Source organism: Fluctibacter halophilus, from assembly GCF_020687825.1.
Taxonomy (GTDB): Bacteria; Pseudomonadota; Gammaproteobacteria; order Enterobacterales; family Alteromonadaceae; genus Fluctibacter; species Fluctibacter halophilus.
Genome location: NZ_JAJEWP010000001.1, coordinates 364,464 through 386,420, shown reverse-complemented (window position 1 = coordinate 386,420; position 21,957 = coordinate 364,464). Strand labels below are relative to the sequence as shown.

Genomic DNA, 21,957 nt, shown 5'->3' with positions numbered 1-21,957 from the left:
TACCTGAATTAACACCATGAACCACTTATTCCTGCGTCTGTACCTGCTGGTCGCCATTACTATCGTTGGTCTTGGTTGGAGCATTGACCGCATCTACGATCAACACCTGCAGCAAGCCGATGCATTGACAGACAGCGATGTTCACAAGGGCACCCTGTTTTTGCTCAACCGTGAATTGTTGCGCTATCCACAATCCCAGCGCAAAGACTACCTCAGCGCCGCAGCTGCATCGTTTGGCTATCCGCTGGCGTTGCTTACCATGCAACAGGTCGATACGCGGTTTTCTGCGCCCCCCCTGTCATTGACGGCGCAGCAACGCACTTACCTGGAACGGGGCGGACTGTTGGCCCTGTACGACGATGATGCGGGCAGCAGCTGGTTCTTACAGCGTATGAGTGAAGGCAACGAAGTGATGGTGTTAGGACCGATTGATTCAGGGGTATCAACCTCTTCGGATGCACTGTTCAGCAGCCTGTTCCTGGCCGGTCTGGCGCTGGCAGTGTTCATCTGGGCCTGGCCGCTATCGCGAGGGCTGGTCAGTCTGACCCGCAGCACTGAAGCATTCGGCAAAGGGGATTTTCAGGCCCGCGCCAGCCTCGGTGTGCCGGCCCCGTTGCAGCCTCTGGCACAACGCTTCAATGCCATGGCACGGCGCATTCAGCGTCTGATAAAATCCCACAAGGAATTGTCCCATGCGGTTTCTCATGAGTTGCGTACCCCTGTGGCCCGGATCCGGTTTGCACTTGAAATGGCCCGGGATGCTGATGATCCCAAACAACATCAGCACTATCTCGACACCATGGACAGCAATATTGAGGAACTGGACGATCTAATCGACGAACTGCTAGCCTATGCACGTTTTGACCGCGAGGAGCCACAGCTGACCATCCAGCCTCTGGAACTGGCCCCGCTGCTGGCTGCCACACTGGATAACTTCCGCATGACCCATGGCCATTTGACCCTGACGCTGGATGTCCGTAATACCAATTTACGTGTCAACGCAGACCGTGATGCATTGACCCGGGTGATTGACAACCTGCTGCGCAATGCGGTGCGGTATGCAAGACAGCACATCTGTGTGTCGGCTTCGTTGCAGAGCGACAAGGTTGAGATCCGAATTGATGACGATGGCCCTGGTGTTCCCGAAGCGGATCGGCAACAGCTGTTTGATCCCTTTGTGCGCCTTGATACCAGCCGTGACCGCACCTCTGGGGGCATCGGTCTGGGACTTGCCATCGTGCAACGCTTTGTCGAATTGCACCACGGTAGCGTCGAAATCGAATCTGCCGAGTTAGGTGGTGCATCCTTCGTCATCCATTTACCCCAGCTGCACCACCTGGGATAAAAAAAACGCGCCAACGAGGCGCGTTTTTGAATCGAAACATCGACCCTTTATTGCACAAAACCTTCATTGGCTTTGACGGTCAGGGGATGGTAGCCCGGTTTGGCTTCAGCAAAGGCTTTTTGCGCCATCACCTTTCCTTCTTCCGTTTCGGACAGCGCCCGATACAATGGCTTCACCAGTTTGTTACGCCCGATGTGTACCAGGTAGTCATGTAAACGTGGAAACGCCGGCTCATACCAGTTGTTGATGCTGATCAGCAACCAACTGTGGGCGATCTCGTTATTCTTACTGTCAGTCAGACCAAAGGCTTCGTCCAGCGCCTTCAATTGGGCATCAGACAGGATTTCCGGCATGTTATTGAGGAAATACAGCCACTGGTGTACGGTCCACTTGTCAGTTGCAATGTCTTTGGCAGCCAACTCACCAGCCAACCATTGACTGCGCGCCTCATCCACCACCGTAAAGGCATTGGATTGTGGCTCTGGTGCACCCTCAGGAATACCCGGGGCGAAGATCCACTGCTCAATACGCTGCATATCCAGTTTATCCCCGTGGTCTTTCACCAAGGTGTTTTTCAGATACTCAATAAAGGCGTCCGTGGTGATGCTCTGGAAAGCGAATTTTTCGAAGTAATCCACCAAAAACGCATCAAAGGCTTCGCGACCAACGGTGTATTCGAGCTCTCTTAGGAACAATGCACCTTTCTCATACGGTATGTTCGAGAACACGGCATCCGGGTCACGACCGCGCAAATCAATCGCAAGAATTTCGTCATTATCCGGCAACGCCTCGATGTCGGCTTCCAGGTCCTGGTACCCCAATACCGCTTCCATATTGAAACGGTCAGTGCCGTAGATGATTTCCATGATGCGATAGGTCAGATAAGTGGTAAAGCCTTCGTTCAGCCACAAATCACGCCAGGTTGCATTGGTCACTGTGTTGCCCGACCAGGAATGGGCCAGTTCGTGGGCAATCAATGACACCAGTGACTTATCACCGGCAATCACCGTGGGGGTAATGAATGACAGGCGTGGGTTTTCCATTCCGCCAAACGGGAAGCTGGGCGGCAGGATCAGCAAGTCGTAGCGATCCCAGCTATACGGGCCAAAGCGTTGCTCGGTGGCTTCCAGCATTGCTTCCGTGTCTTCAAACTCTTTGGCGGCGGCATCCAGTAAAGACGCTTCGGCATACACGCCGGTGCGCTCACCCATGGCCTTGAACTGCAAATCTCCAATGGCCAGCGCAATCAGGTAAGAAGGGATTGGCTGGGGCATGGAAAATTCATACTCGCCGTCACGGGCAGCCTCTGGATCATTTGCCGCGCTCATCACAGCGAGCAATTCCTGCGGTGTACGGATGACCGCATCATAGGTCACCCTGACCTGCGGTGAATCCTGCAAAGGAATGAAACTACGGGCATGGATAGCCTGTGCCTGGGTAAACAAGAACGGATGCTGCTTACCGGCGGTCTGCTGTGGCGTCAGCCACTGCACACCACTGGCCTGGGGAGAGGTACTGTAGTGCACGGTCACCTGATTAACGCCCTCAGGCACATCAATGGTCAACGCGGCCCCCAGGTTAGGATCGGGCTCTGCCAGCGTGAAAGTCAGCGGTTCGCCATTGGCAGTGACGTTGTCGATGTCCAGCTCGCGGGTGTCCAGCACCAATGTATCACTGCCACCGTCAACACGTTCAAAATCAAGGGTAGCTGAACCATGCAATACGTGCTGTTCAAAATCCGCGGTTAAATCAAGGCTCAGGTGTTTAACCCGCATAACATCAGGATTGGCATAGGAATGATAGTCCTGACCCGGCGCAATGGCAGTTTCTTCTGCCGGTGCTGCCGCGGTGGTGTCAGCCTGTGGTGCAGACAGTGTCTCAGTAGGTTCAGGCGCTTTGCTGCAGGCGCTCAATCCGCCGACCAGACACAGCGCCAAAAGCGTTGTTGTTGTTTTCATTGTTTATCCTGTCGTTTGTTCGCGCGACGATTATGGCACAATCCCCGAAGCGTGAAAATGTCAGCTACCCCCTGTCAGGTCCCATTGCCCGGAACTGGAAAAGCGCATTCGGTGATCGACAAGCATTGAAAAAAGGTGTTGCCGACACTATAAGCATTCCTAGGCTGATGCAACGATGCGAGAGGATGGTATGTGGAACGACGAGCAAGGCCCTCAGGACGACTTTGCCGAGTGGATGCAAGACGTCAAACCCCTTAAGCAGGATACCCATATCAGCAGCGCAGCAAAAAGTCCGAGTCTGGCACAACAGTTACGACGTGCTGCGGTTGAACGGGAAACCCATGTGCTGGTAAACCCGCTGAGTGCAGAATTACCGGCGCCGGTGGCACCCAATGATCCGATCGGGTTTAAAAAACCCGGGGTTCAGGAAGGGGTGTATAAAAACCTGCGGCTGGGAAAATACAGTGTCGATCATCGTCTCAATGTACAGGGCCTGAGTGTCGAACGGGCCCGAGATAAACTGTTTTTCGGCTTGCGGCAGGCGCAGCAAAACAACCACCGCACGGTGTTGATAAAACACGGCAAACAACCTGATAGTGAACCGTTTCCCGGACTGTTGAAAAGCCACGTCAACCAATGGCTGCAATCATTACCACAGGTGCTGGCGTTTCACTCCGCCCAGCCCTTCCACGGTGGCAACGGCGCAGTCTATGTGCTGCTACAAAAAAGTGCTGAGGAAAAACAAACCAACCGCGAACGACACAAACAAAAATAGGGAGCCTGAGCTCCCTATTTTTTTATTTGGTTTCACTGCGCCTATTCGGCAGCAGATGTATCGTGTACCGGCGTTACTGAAACGGGCTCTGACTTAGCAGAGGCGCTCATTACAGCGGTCACCACCAGAAATACCACGGTGGCCAGCACACCGGCCAGTCCAAACCCTTTTGATGAGCGATTCATAAGCTTCTCTTATTGTTATTATCGTTGGTTTTTCTGCGTTGATACGTCTACTGCGGTGTCATTTTACAACATGCAAAAGAACCCGCAGAAGTCAAGCTGCGATGAAATAATAGCCAGTGTTTTTTAATTTAACAAGGGGGAAGGTCAAGAAAATCAATCTTTTAACACGAGATAAAAAAGATGCCCAGGGGTTGGGCATCTAAAAAGTGAGCCTCATGCTCTTAGGAAAGCTACAACAGTGACGGTCACAGAGGTGCAAACAGTCACTGTAAAGATATAGACCGGCCAAGCCGGAAAAAATTCCCGGCATGGCTGAAAAAGCGATCTCGCTTAGCCTAAGGTGCGCCGTGCATTGCGGAACATTCGCATCCACGGACCATCTTCCTGCCACTCATCAGGGCGCCAGGAGTTCGCCACCGTGCGGAATACCCGCTCCGGGTGCGGCATCATAATGGTGACACGGCCATCGTCACTGGTTAACCCGGTGATCCCGAGTGGAGAGCCGTTCGGGTTGGCAGGATAGGTCATGGTCGGCTGACCATAGTTGTCCACATAACGCAAAGCAACGTTACCCTGCTCAAAGGCCCGTTGAGCGCCGTCCTGGGTGGCAAACTCGGCACGACCTTCACCGTGAGATACGGCGATGGGAATTCTCGAGCCTTCCATACCTGCAAAGAACGCCGACGGTGATTGCATCACCTCCAGCATTGCCACCCGGGCTTCAAACCGTTCTGAGCGGTTGGTCACAAAGTGAGGCCAGTGCTCAGTGCCAGGGATCACGTCTTTAAGGTTCGACAGCATTTGGCAGCCGTTACAAACCCCCAGAGACAGGGTGTTCGGATTGCTAAAGAAGCGCGCGAACTGTTCACGGGCACGCCCATTAAACAAAATCGATTTGGCCCAGCCTTCACCGGCACCCAATACGTCACCGTAAGAGAAACCACCGCAGGCTACCAGCGCCTGGAACGCCTCCAGTTGCTGACGACCGGAAAGAATGTCACTCATGTGAACATCCACCGCTTCAAACCCGGCACGGTCAAATGCTGCCGCCATTTCTACGTGAGAGTTTACCCCCTGCTCACGCAGGATGGCGACCTGAGGCCGTGCACCGGTGGCGATATAAGGGGCCGCAACATCTTCGTTCAGATCGAAGGTCAGATGCGCATGCAAACCCGGATCAGCGGCATCGGCTTTGCTATCGAACTCTTCACGGGCGCAATCAGGATTATCCCGTTGACTCTGCATGTGGTAGGTGGTCTCCGCCCAGGCTTTACGCAATGCTGTACGAGACTGCTCCAGCACAACGCCATTGCCCCGTTGGATGCTGATAGTATCGTTGTCGTTCACGCTACCAATCACATGGCTTACGCTCGCCAGACCGTGTTGTTGCAGACACTCCTGCACAGCGTTGATGTCATCCTGACGGACCTGGATAACAGCACCCAACTCTTCGTTGAACAGCACCGCCAGATCATCTCCGGCCAGGCTATCCAGCTGCACGGAAATACCGCAATGACCGGCAAACGCCATTTCGGCCAGGGTAGTAAACAATCCGCCGTCAGAGCGGTCGTGATAGGCCAGCAACTTGCTATCAGCCAGCAGTTGCTGAATCGCCTCAAAGAAACCTTTCAACAATTCAGGACTGTCCACATCCGGCACCGACTGCCCCAATTGTTGATACACCTGCGCCAGGCAGGACGCGCCCAGACGATTTTTACCGGCGCCCAAATCAATCAGCATCAGGGCTGTATCGCCGGCATCGGTGCGCAATTGCGGGGTCAGGGTTTTACGGATGTCACGCACCGCACCAAACGCAGAAATGACCAGTGACAAGGGTGAGGTCACCGATTTTTGTTCATTCCCTTCCTGCCACTGGGTTTTCATCGACATGGAGTCTTTACCGACCGGAATAGTCAGACCCAGTGCAGGGCACAATTCTTCACCCACCGCCTTAACCGCTTCGTACAGCCCGGCATCTTCACCGGGGTGGCCTGCCGCCGCCATCCAGTTGGCAGACAACTTGATCCGCTTCAGATCGCCAATGTCCGCTGCCGCAATGTTGGTCAGGGCTTCACCCACCGCCAAACGCGCAGAAGCGCCGTAGTTCAGCAACGCCACCGGTGTGCGCTCGCCCATCGACATGGCTTCACCGTGGTAAGTGTCAAAGGCACTGGCGGTCACCGCGACATCGGCGACCGGGATCTGCCAAGGACCCACCATCTGATCACGACTGACCAGACCGGTTACTGAGCGGTCACCGATGGTGATCAGGAAGGTTTTCTCCGCCACTGTGGGTAAGCGCAATACCCGCTCAACGGCTTCTTCCACGGTCATCACCGACAAGTCCAGTGCTTCACCCTTAGACTGGGCTGAAGCAACATCACGGTGCATTTTGGGCGGCTTACCCAACAACACATCCAGTGGCATATCGATGGGCAGGTTATCAAACTGACGGTCACTGAGGGTCAGATGTTGTTCTTCAATGGCTTCACCGATCACCGCGAACGGTGCCCGCTCGCGTTCACAAATTTTGGCAAAACGCTCCAGATTTTCAGGCGCCACAGACATGACGTATCGTTCCTGAGATTCATTACACCAAATTTCCAGCGGCGCCATGCCCGGTTCATCATTTGGCACATTGCGCAGCTCAAAGCGACCGCCCCGACCGCCGTCACTGACCAACTCAGGGAATGCGTTGGACAGGCCGCCGGCGCCCACATCGTGGATAAACTGAATCGGGTTGTGCTCTCCCAATTGCCAGCACTTATCGATGACTTCCTGGCAGCGACGCTCCATTTCCGGGTTGTCACGCTGCACCGACGCAAAATCCAGATCTTCATGGGACTGGCCGGAGGCCATCGATGATGCAGCACCACCGCCTAGACCGATATTCATTGCCGGACCACCCAGCACGATCAGCTTAGCTCCGACCGTGATTTCACCTTTCTGGGTATGTTGCTTGCGGATATTCCCAAGGCCACCAGCAATCATGATTGGCTTGTGATAGCCGCGTACTTCAACACCATTAAAGCTGTTCACCTGTTGTTCGTAAGTACGGAAATAACCGAGGATATTCGGGCGTCCGAACTCGTTGTTGAACGCCGCTCCGCCCAATGGGCCATCCATCATAATGTCGTACGCGGTGACAATCCGTTCCGGTTTGCCATAATCAATTTCCCAGGGCTGTTCAAAACCAGGGATACGCAGGTTCGACACACTGAAGCCAACCAAGCCGGCTTTGGGTTTGGAGCCGCGACCCGTTGCACCTTCATCACGGATTTCACCACCAGAGCCGGTGGCTGCGCCCGGAAACGGCGAAATTGCGGTGGGGTGGTTGTGGGTTTCGACCTTCATCAGAATGTCGATACCTTCATGATGGTAATGATATTGGTTGGTGATGGGATCGGGGAAAAAGCGCCCGGCTTCCCAACCTTCCATGACCGCGGCATTGTCGGCATAGGCGGAATGCACGTGTTCTGGATGCTGCTCATAGGTGTTTTTGATCATTTTGAACAGCGATTTGGCCTGCTGCTGGCCATCGATGGTCCAGTCGGCATTAAAAATCTTATGTCGGCAATGCTCTGAGTTTGCCTGTGCGAACATGTACAGTTCGATATCGTTCGGGTTACGTCCCAAACGCTGGAAATTCTCGACCAGGTAATCAATCTCGTCATCTGCCAACGCCAGACCAAGGCTGACATTCGCTTTGGCCAGGGCTTCCCTACCCCCGGCCAGGATATCAACGGATGTCAGACTTCGAGGCGCCTCTTCGACGAACAGCACCTGTGCCTGTTGCAACTGCTGCAACACAGATTCGGTCATACGATCGTGCAACAGTCCGTACACCTGACGCTGCTGCTGGGCACTCAACGGCGCTGACACACTCAGGTAGTAAGCACAGCCACGCTCGATACGTTTAATGTTGTTCAATGCGCAGTTGTGGGCAATGTCCGTTGCTTTTGAAGACCAGGGGCTAATGGTACCCGGACGCGGCACTACCAGACACAACTCACCGTCAGGGGAATGACTTTGGGCTTTCGGGCCATAGGTCAGCAGTTTATCCAGCACCTGTTGCTGGTCCTCGCTCAGATCACTGCTGACCTGAACAAAGTGCACATATTCGGCGTACACATCGGTGACGGGTAATTGTTGGGAGGCACATTGTGCCAACAGTTTCTGACGTCGGAAATCAGACAGCGCCGGGGCACCACGAAGGACTAGCATATCGGTCATCACCACTGGTTGTTGTGACTTCCGACGGACTGACCGGAAGGCACACGGTTTCGGGAAGTTTGAAGGCGCGGATTATAGAGGAAAATCAGCCCGTTGATAAGCCGAAGGTGGGCGAAAAAACAACTTTTCTTACGGGGTCGGGCCACTAATCAGGACTGGAAGTCGGGGCGCTTTTTGTTCACAATGCGGGTTTGTTGTTTAACCGTAGATGCTGGTGTGATCAAACCGTTCCGTTGGATAGCCGCTATATTGCTGGGATTGTCTGTGTGCGCCTGTGAAGGCCCGCAGCGCTCAAACAGTCTACAGGACGTGCTGGATGCGGGCGTCTTGCGGGTCGGCACAAACTACGGATTGACCACCTATTACAACGGTGCCTCCGGCCCTGAAGGGTTCGAATATGAACTGGCGGCCGGGTTTGCCGAATATCTGGGTGTGCGGTTGGAAGTGATGCCGTTTTACAACCTGTCTGATTTGTTCCCCCAGCTTGAACGCAACCACCTCGACCTCATTGCCGCCGGCATTACTGCCACCGAACAGCGCCAGAGCCAGTTTAATTTTGGCCCTGCCTATCAGGCCGTCAGCCAGAAGCTGGTTTTCAAACAAGGCAATGAACGGCCCCGCAGTACCGACGATCTGACCGGTTCATTGAGCGTCGTGGCAGGCAGCAGCCATGCCGAAACCTTGCGCACACTCAGAGACGCAGGCGCGACCATGAACTGGCAGGAAACCGATGAAAAAGATGCCGAAGAATTGCTGCAACTGGTGGTGGATGGCGAACTTGATTACACCATTGCGGACTCCAATATTCTGGCGGTGTTGCGTCGACGCCATCCGGATCTGAGTATCGGGTTTACCGTGCATGAGGCTCAGGGCATCGCCTGGGCGCTGAACAAAAAGCGCGACGATGCATTGTTGGCAGCATTGATTGAGTATTTTGGTCTGATCCAGAATGACGGTCGGCTGGCAGCACTGGAAGACAAGTATTTTGGCCATGTGCGCCAGTTCAATTATGTCGATACACGGGCGTTCATCAAAGCCGCTCAGACCACGCTACCGACCTATAAAAACCTGTTTGTACAATATGCCGGTGACCTCGACTGGCGACTGCTGGCGGCCATGAGCTATCAGGAAAGCCACTGGGATCCCCGGGCCAAATCGCCTACCGGTGTTCGAGGCATGATGATGCTCACATTGGCGACCGCCAGAGACATGGGGATCCGTTCCCGTTTGGATGCAGAGCAAAGCATACAGGGCGGCGCCAACTATTTCCGCCAGTTACTGACCCGCATCCCGGCCCGTATCCCAGAACCGGATCGCACCTGGTTCGCGATGGCCGCGTACAACGTCGGCCTGGGACACCTCGAAGATGCCCGGGTGCTGACAGAGCGCCAGGGTGGCAACCCAGACCTGTGGGTTGACGTCAAAAAACGTTTACCCCAACTGCGCCAGAAGCGCTTCTATAAAACCACCCGCTATGGCTATGCCCGGGGTGACGAAGCAGTCATTTATGTGGACAACATTCGGCGTTATTATGACACGCTGGTCTGGTTAGATTCGCAAGATCCTGCCCTGCTCGACGAGCTCACGCCGCCCTCGGATAACACCCAGCAAACGGATTAGCCCCCTTGAAATTGGCCTGACCGACACTACCTATGTCATAGAATTGTCATATGTGCGGTTTAGTATCCGCAAAAAACGTGCTTCTTTGAACTTAATCTGCGCGTCAGTGCTCTAAATGGTTCAGGAGGATTGTTATTAACAAAAGGAGACATCACATGCGTAAACGCAATGTAATGACCAGCAAGACGCGGGCGTCAATGAATAATCGCCGCCGATTGCTACTCAAACGACTGCATCAGAAAGTCATGTCCCGTCGCCAGCAATTCCAACAACAGGAAATGTTCGACGACATGGCAGAAGCCTGCTAAGTACCTTCCCGCTTAGCGGCTTTCTGCTGCTGACGGCGCCATTTAAAAAAATCCGATAATTTCGCCCCGCACTGTTCACCCAATACCCCCCGGGTTACCGCCACCTGATGGTTCAGGCGTTCATCGTTGACGATATCCATGACACTGCCTGCAGCACCGGTTTTCGGATCATCCGCCCCAAACACCAGTCGGGCAATACGACTGTGCACCAATAATCCTGCACACATTGGGCAAGGCTCTAGGGTAACGTACAAGGTCGTATCAACCAGTCGATAGTTTGACAGTTTCTGACCGGCTGCACGGATCGCCATCATTTCCGCATGCGCGGACGGATCATGGTTGCCGATGGAGCGATTCCATCCCTCACCGATGACTTCACCGTCGCGCACCAAAACCGCGCCGACCGGCACTTCACCTTCCTGCCAGGCTTTGTCGGCCAGGCGCAGCGCGTGGGCCATCCACTGTTCATCGTTGGCTTGCATGCCTACCTCGTTATGTCGACTACCGTGGTATTGTACGACATAACGGTTGGCGAGAAACCCTAAATAATTGGTGAATATCACCAACTTTAACACCTTCGCCAAATCGGTGAAAAATGTATCTATATGTTTTAAAAGAACTTTTTAAACATGGAAACAAAATTGCTTTGTGTTCTGTTGTCACATAGACTTTGAATACGAACCACACAGTGAGGGAATCATGACTATCGGGCCTTTTTCAGTCGCCATTGTTGCCATCATTTGTTGGGCTGTTGTTGAGTTGATCAACGGACCCAAAGGCAAGAAGCGCAATAAGAAAGATGATCAGGACATTGCTGCGCTGCAGCAGGAAGTACTGCAGTGCAAAGAGCGCATTGCCACGTTGGAAAAAATCGTTACTGACGAAAAATACGATCTGAAGCGCGAGTTTGAAAACCTCAAGCGAGACAGTGCTGCTTAATCACGAAATCAAAAAAAAGGCGCCGTACGGCGCCTTTTTTAGTCGCCGCCTCAATCCCCCGAATTAACACCCCATTACTCGCCCCACTGTGGAGAAGCCATTAAAATGACGTTGTTGATAACAGGTGAGGCGTTTCTATCTTTCCTGACAATCTCATCACAGATCCGAAAGCCCAAACACAGGGTTTGGGGAAATGGCTTTTTCTTCGTCACGCGTTGCCGTGTGTCCCATTCATCCGTGTATTCTGCCGCCTAAACAGGATTCATACCATTCGTCATAAATTCCCCCTATCGCGGTTTTCGTTGCGTAAAAATAGCGGCGAAATTGTTTGAGGGTTTATTTATGAAAAAGGTTAATTTGAGTGTCACCAGCAGCATCTTTGGGTTAGTTTTTCTAGTCACGTCTCAGGCGATAGCCCAAGGACACCCTATTGAGTCAGTCTATAACGATAAATTGACAGCGCTAGATACAAAAATTGAGAAATCCATGCAGGATTTCAATGTCCCCGGTTTAGCGCTCGCCGTCGTTGCAAATGGGAAGGTGGTTAAAGCGAAAGGCTATGGTGTCAGCGATTTAAAAAAAGGCACACCGGTCACTCCAGATACACAATTTTCTATAGGATCTTCGACCAAAGCTTTTACCAGCTTCGTGTTGGGAACACTGGTCGACGAAGGCAAGCTTGATTGGCAAACGCCAATCAAGCAATACCTTCCTGAACTAACTTTCCAAAATCCCCAGATTAGGGACACAGCAACCCTAATCGATATTCTGAGTCACCGCACCGGTTTGGCGCGTCACGAACTGATTTGGCTGGCCAATGAATCCTTGACCATTGATGAACTGCTTGCCGCATTTGCGCATTTGGAGTCACAACAATCCCTGCGCCAGGGGTTTATCTACAATAATTTGATGTACGCACTTGCCGGCCACCTGGCAGAAAAAGCGTCTGGTGAAAGCTGGGATACACTGATAGAAAAACGCATACTTTCTAAGCTGAGCATGAATAACACCACAACCAGTTATCAGCAAATGCAAAAATCAGCTGCTCACGCAAAACCCTATATTGAAAAGGACGGCGAGTTATCACGCCTACCCTACAGTGGCAATATGAACGGTGTAATGAGACCGGCTGGCGCAATTAACTCCAGTGTAAATGACATGACTCAATGGCTGTCACTGCTTTTAAACCAAGGCACTTATCACGGTGAACCAATGATCGCGCCGACGACACTGGCACAAATACAATCCCCACATACGCCGGTCAGAGGTTATATAGCAGGCGCGCATCGTTCACCAATGAGCTATGGTTTGGGTTGGTTTATCAGTCATTACCAAGGGCACTATCAAGTCCAACACGGCGGCAACATCGATGGTTTTAGTGCGGCTGTATTTACCTATCCTGATGACGGTGTAGGGATCGTCGTATTGTCGAATAAAAACGCGACCATGCTGCCACACCTGATTGCCCTGGAAGTGTCAGACATCATACTAGGCAACGCCCCCAGCAATTATCTGGAACCCCCGGAGCCACAACAACAAGCACAAAATATCCACAACAGTGAGATGCAAACCAAGGCTGACGAGCAAAACAACGAGACATTGCTGATGCCACTGACCGATTATGCCGGCAGTTATTTTCATGATGGCTATGGAGAAGTGAGCATTGCCGCACAAGATGATGTGCTAACTGTCAGTTACGGCAGCGTTCAGGAGCAGTTTATTCATCAACATGATCATACCTTTGTGAGTAAAAATACCTATCGCTTTGGCTTCTTTGAAGGAGAAACGCTGACGTTTGAAGTGGATGATGGGCAGCGAATCAAATCGGTGCTGTTGCCTTTTGACTATCCAAAACCAATCCGCTTTATCGCTGCACAAAACAACACGTTTTTCGATTATTTCTGTATATTACTCTGTATCGAAAAAGATGAATCGGCCCCATTAAGATGACATCTCGAATGAGCACCTTTTGGTCATTACAAATTACAGGATGGAGCCTGTTTGCTATTGCCCAGATGGTATCGTTCTGGATTCAGAATTATCCAATGACGAAAGGCATCCCGTTGGCGATGCTTTTCGCCCTCTTTGGGCTGGCAATCACCTTGGTCATGAGAAAAATCTACACAAGTACCCGATTCAGGTCCCTATCCCCCTGGACACTGACTCTGAGTTGCACGGGTGTTTGCATTGTGTCAGCCATATGTTTTGTGCAGGCGATTTATCTGACTTTCGCCTTGTTAGACCGGCTGCTTTTGTCCGGTAAAACCAAATTATCAGTGGCCCACAATGTAGATCATATCCTCACCAATTATTTCCAGTTGCTACCTATCTTGTTGATTTGGACATTGTTGTACTACGCCATAAAATACCTGCACCGCGCCAATAAGAGTGACGTCGAAGTACTCAGGTTAAGTGCCAGTCTAAAAGAAGCTGAACTGAATGCTTTAAAGGGCCAGATAAACCCTCATTTCATGTTCAATTGCCTGAATAATATCAGAGGCTTAATGCTGGAAGATGTCACTGCAGCCAGAGCTGCAATAAGCAGCCTGGCTGAAGTGTTACGCCACTCATTGTCCGGCACTCACAAGGACAAAATTCCGCTCCGCAAAGAGTTGCTCCTGGTCAATGAATTTATCGCCTTAGCGAAGCTGCATTATGAGAACAGGCTGATCGTCAGCATGCAAATTGACCCGCAAAGTGAGCCTTGCCTGATCCCGGTAATGTTGTTGCAGTTACTGGTGGAAAACGCCATAAAACACGGTATTGCTAATGAGCCTGGCGGCGGTGAATTGGTGATTACAACAAAAATTTCAAAAAAACGACTTGAAATATTGGTGACCAATCCGGGCAAGTTAGACACTAAACAACACATAACCGACAATCCCAATAGTACCGGCACAGGCCTGTTGAATATCACCGAAAGATTGTTATTGATGTATGCGACCCACGCGAGCTTTTCACTTCAGCAACAGCAAGATTTGATTGAAGCCCGAGTGTGGTTGCCAGTGGAGTATGAAACATGCGAGTAGTCATCGTCGAAGATTCTCGTCTGGCCCGTTCAGAACTCAAAGCACTGCTGGCTCCCTATGCCGACATAGCTGTTGTGGCTGAAGCGGAAAACGCAGAACAAGCGGTCAAACTGGTCGAAACTCACCGGCCTGATGTTTTGTTTTTAGACATACAGTTGCCCGGACAGGATGGCTTCTGGGTGCTGGAAACACTGGAACACCTTCCCCACGTAATCTTTACCACAGCATACGACCAATACGCCATAAAGTCCTTCGAATACAATGCATTAGATTACTTACTTAAACCCATCAATGCCGCTCGTCTTGAACAAGCCATCAAAAAAATCAATACACAGCCAGACACCGAGAAGGACGATAGGCTAAATTCAGACAGTAAAATTTTCCTCAAAGATGGCGAGCGTTGCTGGTTGGCAAGCTTACAGGATATTGCACTATTCGAAAGCTGCGGCAACTATTCAAGAGTCTACTTCAAAGACAATAAGCCACTCATTCCTAAATCACTCGGTAGCATCGAAAAGCGACTTCATCCGCAGCAATTCTTCAGAATAAGCCGCCAACATATTGTAAATCTTCATTACGTTGCAGACATATCACTTTGGGTCAACGGAAACTACCGACTCGTCATGCAGGATGGCATGGAACTAGATGTTTCCAGAAATCAGTCTGCCCGATTAAAGATGCTGCTTAGCCTGTAGATAACAGCCTTTGATGTCGAGCCGTATGCACTTAACCTGTCATGTTCATGAAAAACAAAAGCCTTGCTGAGCAAGGCTTTTGTTTGGTTTGAGAGTCGCGCAATATTGCATCACAAAAATGTTGTATTGCAATGAGTTACGACCCTTACGTTTATTCCCACTCAATGGTGGCCGGGGGTTTGCCCGACACGTCATACACCACCCGTGAAATACCGTCGACTTCATTAATGATACGGTTCGACACCCGCCCCAGAAAGTCGTACGGCAGGTGTGCCCAATGGGCGGTCATAAAATCGATGGTTTCAACCGCGCGCAACGATACCACCCAATCGTACTTCCGGGCATCGCCCATCACACCAACAGAGCGCACCGGCAGGAACACGGTAAATGCCTGGCTGACTTTGTGGTACAGATCGGCTGCGTGCAGTTCTTCGATGAAAATGGCGTCGGCACGGCGCAGCAGATCGCAGTACTCTTTTTTCACCTCGCCCAGTACACGCACACCCAGACCCGGACCCGGGAACGGATGGCGATACAGCATGTCATACGGCAGACCCAGTTCGAGACCAATCTTACGCACTTCATCTTTAAACAATTCACGCAGCGGCTCGACCAGACCCAGTTCCATGTCTTCCGGCAATCCACCGACGTTGTGGTGAGATTTGATCACGTGGGCCTTACCGGTTTTGGAGCCGGCAGACTCAATCACGTCCGGATAAATCGTGCCTTGGGCCAGCCACTTGGCATTTTTCAGCTTGGCGGCCTGCTCATCAAACACCTCAACAAATTCGTGACCGATGATTTTACGCTTGGCTTCCGGATCCATTTCGCCGCTGAGAGCATTGAGGAAACGGTCTTCAGCATCCACTTTAACGATGTTGAGGCCAAAGTGATTGCCGAACATGTCCATCACCTGTTGCCCTTCGTTAAGGCGCAACAGGCCGTTGTCGACAAACACACAGGTCAGTTGCGCGCCGATAGCGCGGTGCAACAGCATCGCGGTGACTGACGAGTCCACCCCGCCGGACAGGCCGAGGATCACTTCATCGTCGCCCACCTGCTCCTTGATACGCTCAACGGCGTCTTCAATGATGCTGGCCGGGGTCCACAATTTTTCACAACCACAGATGTCCATCACGAATTGGGTCAGGATCCGCAGCCCCTGACGGGTGTGGGTCACTTCAGGGTGGAATTGCACGCCGTAGAAGCGCTTTTCCTCATGCATCATCGCCGCAAACGGGCAACTGTCGGTGGTGGCCAGGGTTTTGAAGCCCGGTGGAATGGCAGACACTTTATCGCCATGGCTCATCCACACGTCAAGCTGGGCATTGCCGCTGTCGCTGATGTGATCTTCAATCGCGGCGAACAAAGGACTGGGTTCAATCACGTCAACCTTGGCATAGCCAAATTCGCGAATATCGGAGCCCTGCACCGAACCACCCAATTGCTCAGCCATGGTTTGCATGCCGTAGCATACGCCCAACACCGGTACGCCGGCATTGAAAACATACTCCGGCGCTCGGGGTGAACCGGCTTCGGTAACGGACTCAGGCCCGCCGGACAATATGATCCCTTGCGGGTTGAATGCCTTGATCTGCTCTTCACTGACATCCCACGCCCACAGCTCACAATACACACCGATTTCCCGCACGCGACGGGCAATCAACTGAGTGTACTGGGAACCGAAATCGAGGATCAGTATGCGCTGGTCATGGATATTTGTGGTCATCTGTGTTTCCGCATGAAGGATAAAAAAGTGCGGGCCAGAAAACTGACCCGCGGTGTAATGCTGTCTAACTTAGCCCATCCGGTAGTTGGGGGCTTCTTTGGTAATGCTCACGTCATGAACATGGGACTCGCCCATGCCAGCCGCTGTCACTTTGACGAATTGCGGCTTGGTGCGCAGTTCTTCGATGGTGGCACAACCGGTCAAGCCCATGGCAGACCGTAATCCCCCCATCTGCTGATGGATAATGGTTGCGATAGGACCTTTGTAAGCAACGCGGCCTTCGATACCCTCAGGTACCAGTTTTTCGGCGTTTTTGCTGTCCTGGAAATACCGGTCTGATGAACCATGGCTTTGGTTCATGGCACCCAGAGAGCCCATACCACGATACGACTTATAGTAGCGTCCCTGATACAGCTCCACTTCACCTGGGGCTTCTTCAGTACCGGCCAGCATGCTGCCCACCATCACCGAACTTGCGCCTGCTACCAGGGCTTTTGCGATGTCACCGGAGAAACGGATACCACCGTCTGCAATCACAGGAATGTCGCGGCTGGCAAGGGCATCTACGGCATCCGCGATGGCGGTTATCTGTGGTACGCCACACCCGGTAACGATACGGGTGGTACAGATTGAACCAGGGCCAATACCGACCTTGACCGCATCCACGCCCGCATCGGCCAGCGCCAGGGCACCTTCAGCAGTCGCCACATTACCAGCGATGATCTGAAGTTCAGGATAGGCTTCGCGGGTGGTTCTTACCCGTTGGATAACGCCTTCCGAATGACCATGGCTGGTGTCAATCAGTAACACATCCACACCGGCTTCAACCAACAGAGCAATACGCTCTTCAGTACCCGGGCCAACGCCTACTGCAGCACCGACACGCAGACGTCCCAATTCATCTTTACACGCATTGGGTTTGCTCTCTGCTTTCTTAAAATCTTTAACCGTGATCAGGCCTTTCAGTTTGAACGCATTGTCGACCACCAGGATTTTTTCCACCCGGTGCTCATGCATCATGGCCAACACTTCATTCGGGTCGGCACCCTCATTAACCGTGATCAGGTTGTCTTTCTGGGTCATTACCGAGGTAATCGGCTGATCGAAGCGGGTCTCAAAACGCAAATCCCGACCGGTCACGATACCGACCAGGTTATTGTCTTTGTCGACGACAGGGAATCCGGAAAAGCCGTGCTGGTCAGCCAATGCATTGACTTCACCGATGGTGGCATCAGGGGTTACCGTAACCGGATCAGAGACCACACCACTTTCGTATTTTTTTACCATACGCACATGACGGGCCTGATCTTCCGGGGTCATGTTCTTGTGGATAAAACCAATCCCACCTTCCTGGGCCAGTGCAATGGCCAGGGTTGCCTCGGAAACAGTGTCCATCGCTGCCGATACAAGGGGAATATTCAGGGTCACGCCACGGGTCAATCGGGTCTTCAGACTGGCTGTGTGAGGGAGGACGTTTGAGTGGCCGGGAACCAGCAACACATCGTCAAAAGTTAGGGCTTCTTTAGCGATCCGCAACATGCAACAACACCTTTGATTGGGGGGTTTTAGTTGCGGCGCAATTGTAGCCGGTTTGCTTTATCAGGTAAACTCGATTTTTTCGATCTTCTGTCATTTTTTTGGAGAACCATGTCTTCGCAATCCAACGGCCGTTCCAATATCTATTCCGTCACGCAGTTAAACCGTTTTGCACGGATGATCCTGGAGAGCGAAATCGGCCTGATCTGGTTATCCGCCGAGATCTCCAATTTTGTCGCCGCCAGTTCCGGCCATTGGTATTTCACCCTCAAAGATGAACGCGCCCAGGTCAGGGCGGCGATGTTTCGGGGCGCCAACCGGCGTGTCACCCAACGGCCCAAAGAGGGTGATAAGGTATTGGTCAGGGCCAGTGTGGGATTGTACGAACCCCGTGGCGACTACCAACTGGTGATTGAACACCTCGAGCCCGCCGGCGAGGGCTTGCTGAAACAACAGTTTGAACAACTCAAAGCCAAGCTGATGGCTGAAGGCCTGTTCGCCCAAGAGCACAAGCAGGCCTTGCCAACCCACGTACGCCGCATTGGCGTCATCACCTCTGCCACAGGGGCCGCACTGCACGATATCCTGACCGTGCTTAAGCGACGTAACCCGTCTATCGAAGTGATTGTCTATCCGTCACAGGTTCAGGGAGACACAGCCGCTGCTCAATTGATTGGCGCACTGGCCACTGCCAACCGACGGGCAGAAGTAGATGTACTGATCCTTGGACGGGGCGGTGGCTCACTGGAAGACCTATGGTGCTTCAACGATGAAGCGCTGGCCCGGGCGATCTACGACTCCCCCTTGCCCATCGTCAGCGCTGTAGGTCACGAAATCGATTTTACCATCTGTGACTATGTCGCCGACTTACGCGCCCCTACCCCATCCGCTGCGGCCGAATTGCTCAGTCAGCACCAGGATGAAATGGGCCAACGGCTTACCACATTGCAAAGCAAGCTGCAGCAGGCTTTCCGACACCTGCTGCGTCACTGCCAGCACCGCAGTGCCCTGGCCACCAGTCGCCTGCAGCAATATCACCCTCAACAGCAATTGCAGCAGCAGAGTCAGCGCCTTGATCAATGGGCTTTACAACTGCATGGTGCAATGCAACGCAGTCTGAACCGCGCCAGCCAACGCTGCGACAATCAGCTACTTCGGTTGACCCGCGCAACGCCCGCACGACGGATCAGTCTGGCCGCCGCCGAACAACGGGATCTTGCCCAACGGTTGCGTCATGCCATCAACAATCAATTGAAAGATGCCCGTCAACGGGTTCATGGTGGCGCCCAGCTACTTGATACCGTCAGCCCGCTGGCAACCCTGGCACGGGGCTATAGCATCGCCTTTGATGGCAGTGGAAATGTGGTTAAATCGGTGCAGCAAGTCGAACGGGGAGATACCCTGGTGACCAAAGTGGCCGACGGTGAAATCCACAGCCAGGTAACCGGGCAAAAAGCCGATTAATCCTGCGGTGGATGCCAACGGTACCCGACCCCGTAAACCGACTGAATCCAGTCATTGGCGCCCAGTTGATCGAGTTTTTTGCGCAATTTTTTGATGTGGCTGTCGATGGTGCGGTCGCTGACAACCCGATGATCGGTGTACACACTGTCCATCAGCTGCTGTCGGGAAAAAATCCGTTCAGGCTGACTGGACAACAGCTCCACCATACCAAATTCAATCCCGGTCAGGTCGATGTGCTGGTCATGGTAAGACACCCGCAACTGACCTTTTTGTAAACGGATACCTGCGCTGCAGGGGATTTCACGGACACGACTGCGCCGCAGCACAGCTTTAAGCCGCGCCATAACTTCCCGCGGGCTATACGGTTTGCAGATGTAGTCATCGGCGCCCAGTTCAAGACCCAACAGGCGGTCGATCTCCTCCACTTTAGCCGTCATCATCAGCACCGGTATGTCACTGTGTTGACGCAATTCCCGACACACCGTCAGCCCGTCTTTTCCCGGTAACATCAAATCCAGCAACAATGCATCCACCGAGGTTTTAGCCAGAAAAGGCGCCACATCATTACCATTGTCCAGACACGTCACCTGATAGCCATCCCGGTGACAGTAGTCTGACAGCAATGCCGCCAGTTGAGGTTCATCCTCAACGATCAATACGTGACCTGTTGTATTCATAACGCTCCTCAGCGGCGCAACAGAATGCGCACACCCAATCCCCCTTTGTCGCTATGAAAAGGGGTTAATGTGCCTCCGTGGGCCTCGACAATGCGCCGACAGATGGTCAGGCCCAGACCCAGGCCCCGGTTTTGTGCATGCCCGACCGACTGAAACAGGGGTTCACACAAACGGGCCAAATCGTCATCACTGACGCCTTCACCGTTGTCTTCGGCGCTCAATTGTATGCCGTTGTTGTCAGCATGCAGGCGCCAGTGCAGGCAAGTGGCCCCTTTAGCATAGCGCACCGTGTTAGTGACCAGATTGTCCACCAATTGCTGCAGGCGCACCGGGTCGCCCTGTACCTGCATATCACCGTTGCCATCATCCAGTGTCCAGTCAATACCCTGTTTCGACAGCGTATCATCGTGTCGGTGTAACCAGCCAGGCAGCCACTCTCTCAGATCGAGGGATTGCATCTGGTAGCTGAGCGCCCCAAGGTCCAGCCGCGACAAGGTTTGCAAATCTTCAACCAATCGCTGCAACTGTTCCACCTCTTTGCGGGCCAGACTGATGGCGTCAGCGGTCATCGGCCGAACGCCGTCTTCCATCGCCTCAAGTTGTCCGCGCAGCACCGTCAGCGGCGTACGCAACTCGTGGGAAATCTCAGCCAGCCAGCGGTCCCGGGCCTGATGGTTGGCGGCCAACGTGGTGGTCAGGGTGTTTAAGTCATTGACCAACGCGCCTAACTCGTCTTTGCGTTGAATATCAAGTGGTTCATCATAGTGACCTTTGGTCAGGTTGTGCACGGCTGCGGTTATACGCCGCACCGGCAGCGTCAAATGACGGGCCAGAGGATAAGTCAGCAACACACATAGCCCGACCAGCACACTGCCCCACCACCACAATCGTTGCTGAATGTCGGTCACAAACGACAGATCATAACCGGCGGTCAGATGCTCTCGCTGACTGATGGCCAGAAACCCAACGATGGCTTGCTCATGTCTGAGGGGTAAATAGGTGTAGTTGCGCCCTTCGGGGTAGCGTCCTGCGATGGGCTGTTTGTCAGCATCCAGCAATGCATGAACCAATCGCTGTTGCGGTTGGGGTGGCGGCAGCTGACGCGAACCTCGCGGCGGCGGAGGTGGCTGGCGTGGAGGATTCAGGCCAGCCCGGGACAAACTGTCTTCAATCACACGACGAAAATAACGGGGTTGTCCCGCCAGACTCTGCCAGTTCCCGTCCCGCTGGTACACCGACTCGAGCGCCTGTATGGCGTCAGCCATGGCATCCCTATCACGGGTATTAACATACTCAATCATGCCTCGGTCGAGCGCATCCTGAACCAGCAATACCGTCGCCGAGACCAGTATCAGGCCGAACACCAAAAAGTAACTGAATAATTTTGTTTGTATGCCCACAATCTCAGGGAAAGCCAACCATCGGTAAAACTACCTTACCCTGCTGGCGGCTAAAACGCACTGC

At 52.8% G+C, this 21,957-nt stretch carries 17 protein-coding genes; 9 read left to right on the top strand and 8 right to left on the bottom strand.

The features are described from left to right. Positions 1 to 16 precede the first annotated feature (16 nt). Positions 17 to 1,345 (top strand): ATP-binding protein, encoded by a 1,329-nt coding sequence (locus LJ739_RS01820; protein ID WP_229156891.1) that lies wholly within the window; start codon positions 17 to 19, stop codon positions 1,343 to 1,345. A 47-nt stretch (positions 1,346 to 1,392) separates the two neighbouring features. On the opposite strand, the gene LJ739_RS01815 is transcribed toward LJ739_RS01820, so the two are convergent. Further along, the gene (locus LJ739_RS01815) at positions 1,393 to 3,303 is read right to left on the bottom strand and encodes a M1 family metallopeptidase (protein ID WP_229156890.1); all 1,911 of its coding nucleotides are present in this window, start codon (positions 3,301 to 3,303) and stop codon (positions 1,393 to 1,395) included. Positions 3,304 to 3,493: 190 nt separating this feature from the next. Here LJ739_RS01815 and smrA point away from each other — a divergent pair, with 190 nt between their 5' ends. Next, positions 3,494 to 4,078, top strand: coding sequence for a DNA endonuclease SmrA (gene smrA, locus LJ739_RS01810; protein WP_229156889.1), 585 nt, complete (start codon positions 3,494 to 3,496; stop codon positions 4,076 to 4,078). Positions 4,079 to 4,119: 41 nt separating this feature from the next. Here smrA and LJ739_RS01805 read toward each other — a convergent pair whose 3' ends face one another. After that, complete coding sequence (locus tag LJ739_RS01805) at positions 4,120 to 4,263, bottom strand: hypothetical protein (RefSeq protein ID WP_229156888.1); 144 nt, start codon at positions 4,261 to 4,263, stop codon at positions 4,120 to 4,122. A gap of 330 nt (positions 4,264 to 4,593) precedes the next feature. Then, positions 4,594 to 8,487 carry a phosphoribosylformylglycinamidine synthase gene (gene purL / locus LJ739_RS01800; RefSeq protein ID WP_229156887.1) on the bottom strand — a complete coding sequence of 1,298 codons (3,894 nt, stop codon included), beginning with the start codon at positions 8,485 to 8,487 and terminating at the stop codon, positions 4,594 to 4,596. Positions 8,488 to 8,679: 192 nt separating this feature from the next. Here purL and mltF point away from each other — a divergent pair, with 192 nt between their 5' ends. Together mltF and LJ739_RS01790 are read left to right on the top strand one after the other, a co-directional pair. Continuing rightward, entirely contained in the window at positions 8,680 to 10,116 is a 1,437-nt protein-coding gene (gene mltF, locus LJ739_RS01795) for a membrane-bound lytic murein transglycosylase MltF (protein ID WP_407646724.1), read from the top strand. A gap of 155 nt (positions 10,117 to 10,271) precedes the next feature. Continuing rightward, a complete protein-coding gene (locus LJ739_RS01790) occupies positions 10,272 to 10,424 on the top strand; it encodes a hypothetical protein (protein ID WP_229156885.1) in 153 nt (50 codons plus the stop codon). Here the strand turns inward: LJ739_RS01790 and tadA are convergent. Beyond that, positions 10,421 to 10,906, bottom strand: coding sequence for a tRNA adenosine(34) deaminase TadA (tadA, locus tag LJ739_RS01785; protein WP_229156884.1), 486 nt, complete (start codon positions 10,904 to 10,906; stop codon positions 10,421 to 10,423). The genes LJ739_RS01790 and tadA overlap by 4 nt on opposite strands. Before the next feature lie 217 nt (positions 10,907 to 11,123). On the opposite strand from tadA, the gene LJ739_RS01780 reads away from it, so the two are divergent. The 4 genes from LJ739_RS01780 to LJ739_RS01765 all read left to right on the top strand — a co-directional run bounded on the left by LJ739_RS01780 (position 11,124) and on the right by LJ739_RS01765 (position 15,087). Further along, a complete protein-coding gene (locus LJ739_RS01780) occupies positions 11,124 to 11,363 on the top strand; it encodes a hypothetical protein (RefSeq protein ID WP_229156883.1) in 240 nt (79 codons plus the stop codon). 342 nt (positions 11,364 to 11,705) lie between these two features. Further along, positions 11,706 to 13,313: a serine hydrolase gene (locus LJ739_RS01775; RefSeq protein WP_229156882.1), complete on the top strand. Its 1,608-nt coding sequence runs from the start codon at positions 11,706 to 11,708 to the stop codon at positions 13,311 to 13,313. Between the two features lie 8 nt (positions 13,314 to 13,321). Beyond that, a complete protein-coding gene (locus LJ739_RS01770) occupies positions 13,322 to 14,392 on the top strand; it encodes a sensor histidine kinase (RefSeq protein ID WP_229156881.1) in 1,071 nt (356 codons plus the stop codon). After that, a complete protein-coding gene (locus LJ739_RS01765; protein ID WP_229156880.1) occupies positions 14,383 to 15,087 on the top strand; it encodes a LytR/AlgR family response regulator transcription factor in 705 nt (234 codons plus the stop codon). Before LJ739_RS01770 ends, LJ739_RS01765 begins: the two co-directional genes overlap by 10 nt. Positions 15,088 to 15,238: 151 nt before the next feature. Here the strand turns inward: LJ739_RS01765 and guaA are convergent, their stop codons facing one another. Both guaA and guaB read right to left on the bottom strand, forming a co-directional pair. After that, the gene (gene guaA / locus LJ739_RS01760; protein WP_229156879.1) at positions 15,239 to 16,816 is read right to left on the bottom strand and encodes a glutamine-hydrolyzing GMP synthase; all 1,578 of its coding nucleotides are present in this window, start codon (positions 16,814 to 16,816) and stop codon (positions 15,239 to 15,241) included. 69 nt (positions 16,817 to 16,885) lie between these two features. After that, positions 16,886 to 18,355 carry an IMP dehydrogenase gene (guaB, locus tag LJ739_RS01755; RefSeq protein ID WP_229156878.1) on the bottom strand — a complete coding sequence of 490 codons (1,470 nt, stop codon included), beginning with the start codon at positions 18,353 to 18,355 and terminating at the stop codon, positions 16,886 to 16,888. 108 nt (positions 18,356 to 18,463) lie between these two features. Between guaB and xseA the strand changes: the two genes are divergently transcribed. Continuing rightward, positions 18,464 to 19,816 carry an exodeoxyribonuclease VII large subunit gene (xseA, locus tag LJ739_RS01750; RefSeq protein ID WP_229156877.1) on the top strand — a complete coding sequence of 451 codons (1,353 nt, stop codon included), beginning with the start codon at positions 18,464 to 18,466 and terminating at the stop codon, positions 19,814 to 19,816. Here the strand turns inward: xseA and LJ739_RS01745 are convergent. Further along, positions 19,813 to 20,493: a response regulator gene (locus tag LJ739_RS01745; RefSeq protein ID WP_229156876.1), complete on the bottom strand. Its 681-nt coding sequence runs from the start codon at positions 20,491 to 20,493 to the stop codon at positions 19,813 to 19,815. The genes xseA and LJ739_RS01745 overlap by 4 nt on opposite strands. An 8-nt stretch (positions 20,494 to 20,501) precedes the next feature. Beyond that, complete coding sequence (locus tag LJ739_RS01740) at positions 20,502 to 21,893, bottom strand: ATP-binding protein (protein WP_229156875.1); 1,392 nt, start codon at positions 21,891 to 21,893, stop codon at positions 20,502 to 20,504. Positions 21,894 to 21,957: the final 64 nt, after the last annotated feature.

Coding starts and splice junctions, on each gene's coding strand:
- LJ739_RS01770 (WP_229156881.1), top strand. CDS start 13,322: ATGAGCACCTTTTGGTCATTACAAATTACAGGATGGAGCCTGTTTGCT.
- guaB (WP_229156878.1), bottom strand. CDS start 18,355: ATGTTGCGGATCGCTAAAGAAGCCCTAACTTTTGACGATGTGTTGCTG.
- LJ739_RS01745 (WP_229156876.1), bottom strand. CDS start 20,493: ATGAATACAACAGGTCACGTATTGATCGTTGAGGATGAACCTCAACTG.
- LJ739_RS01765 (WP_229156880.1), top strand. CDS start 14,383: ATGCGAGTAGTCATCGTCGAAGATTCTCGTCTGGCCCGTTCAGAACTC.
- LJ739_RS01805 (WP_229156888.1), bottom strand. CDS start 4,263: ATGAATCGCTCATCAAAAGGGTTTGGACTGGCCGGTGTGCTGGCCACC.
- LJ739_RS01790 (WP_229156885.1), top strand. CDS start 10,272: ATGCGTAAACGCAATGTAATGACCAGCAAGACGCGGGCGTCAATGAAT.
- mltF (WP_407646724.1), top strand. CDS start 8,680: ATGCGGGTTTGTTGTTTAACCGTAGATGCTGGTGTGATCAAACCGTTC.
- LJ739_RS01815 (WP_229156890.1), bottom strand. CDS start 3,303: ATGAAAACAACAACAACGCTTTTGGCGCTGTGTCTGGTCGGCGGATTG.
- LJ739_RS01780 (WP_229156883.1), top strand. CDS start 11,124: ATGACTATCGGGCCTTTTTCAGTCGCCATTGTTGCCATCATTTGTTGG.
- tadA (WP_229156884.1), bottom strand. CDS start 10,906: ATGCAAGCCAACGATGAACAGTGGATGGCCCACGCGCTGCGCCTGGCC.
- guaA (WP_229156879.1), bottom strand. CDS start 16,816: ATGACCACAAATATCCATGACCAGCGCATACTGATCCTCGATTTCGGT.
- purL (WP_229156887.1), bottom strand. CDS start 8,487: ATGCTAGTCCTTCGTGGTGCCCCGGCGCTGTCTGATTTCCGACGTCAG.
- smrA (WP_229156889.1), top strand. CDS start 3,494: ATGTGGAACGACGAGCAAGGCCCTCAGGACGACTTTGCCGAGTGGATG.
- LJ739_RS01820 (WP_229156891.1), top strand. CDS start 17: ATGAACCACTTATTCCTGCGTCTGTACCTGCTGGTCGCCATTACTATC.
- xseA (WP_229156877.1), top strand. CDS start 18,464: ATGTCTTCGCAATCCAACGGCCGTTCCAATATCTATTCCGTCACGCAG.
- LJ739_RS01775 (WP_229156882.1), top strand. CDS start 11,706: ATGAAAAAGGTTAATTTGAGTGTCACCAGCAGCATCTTTGGGTTAGTT.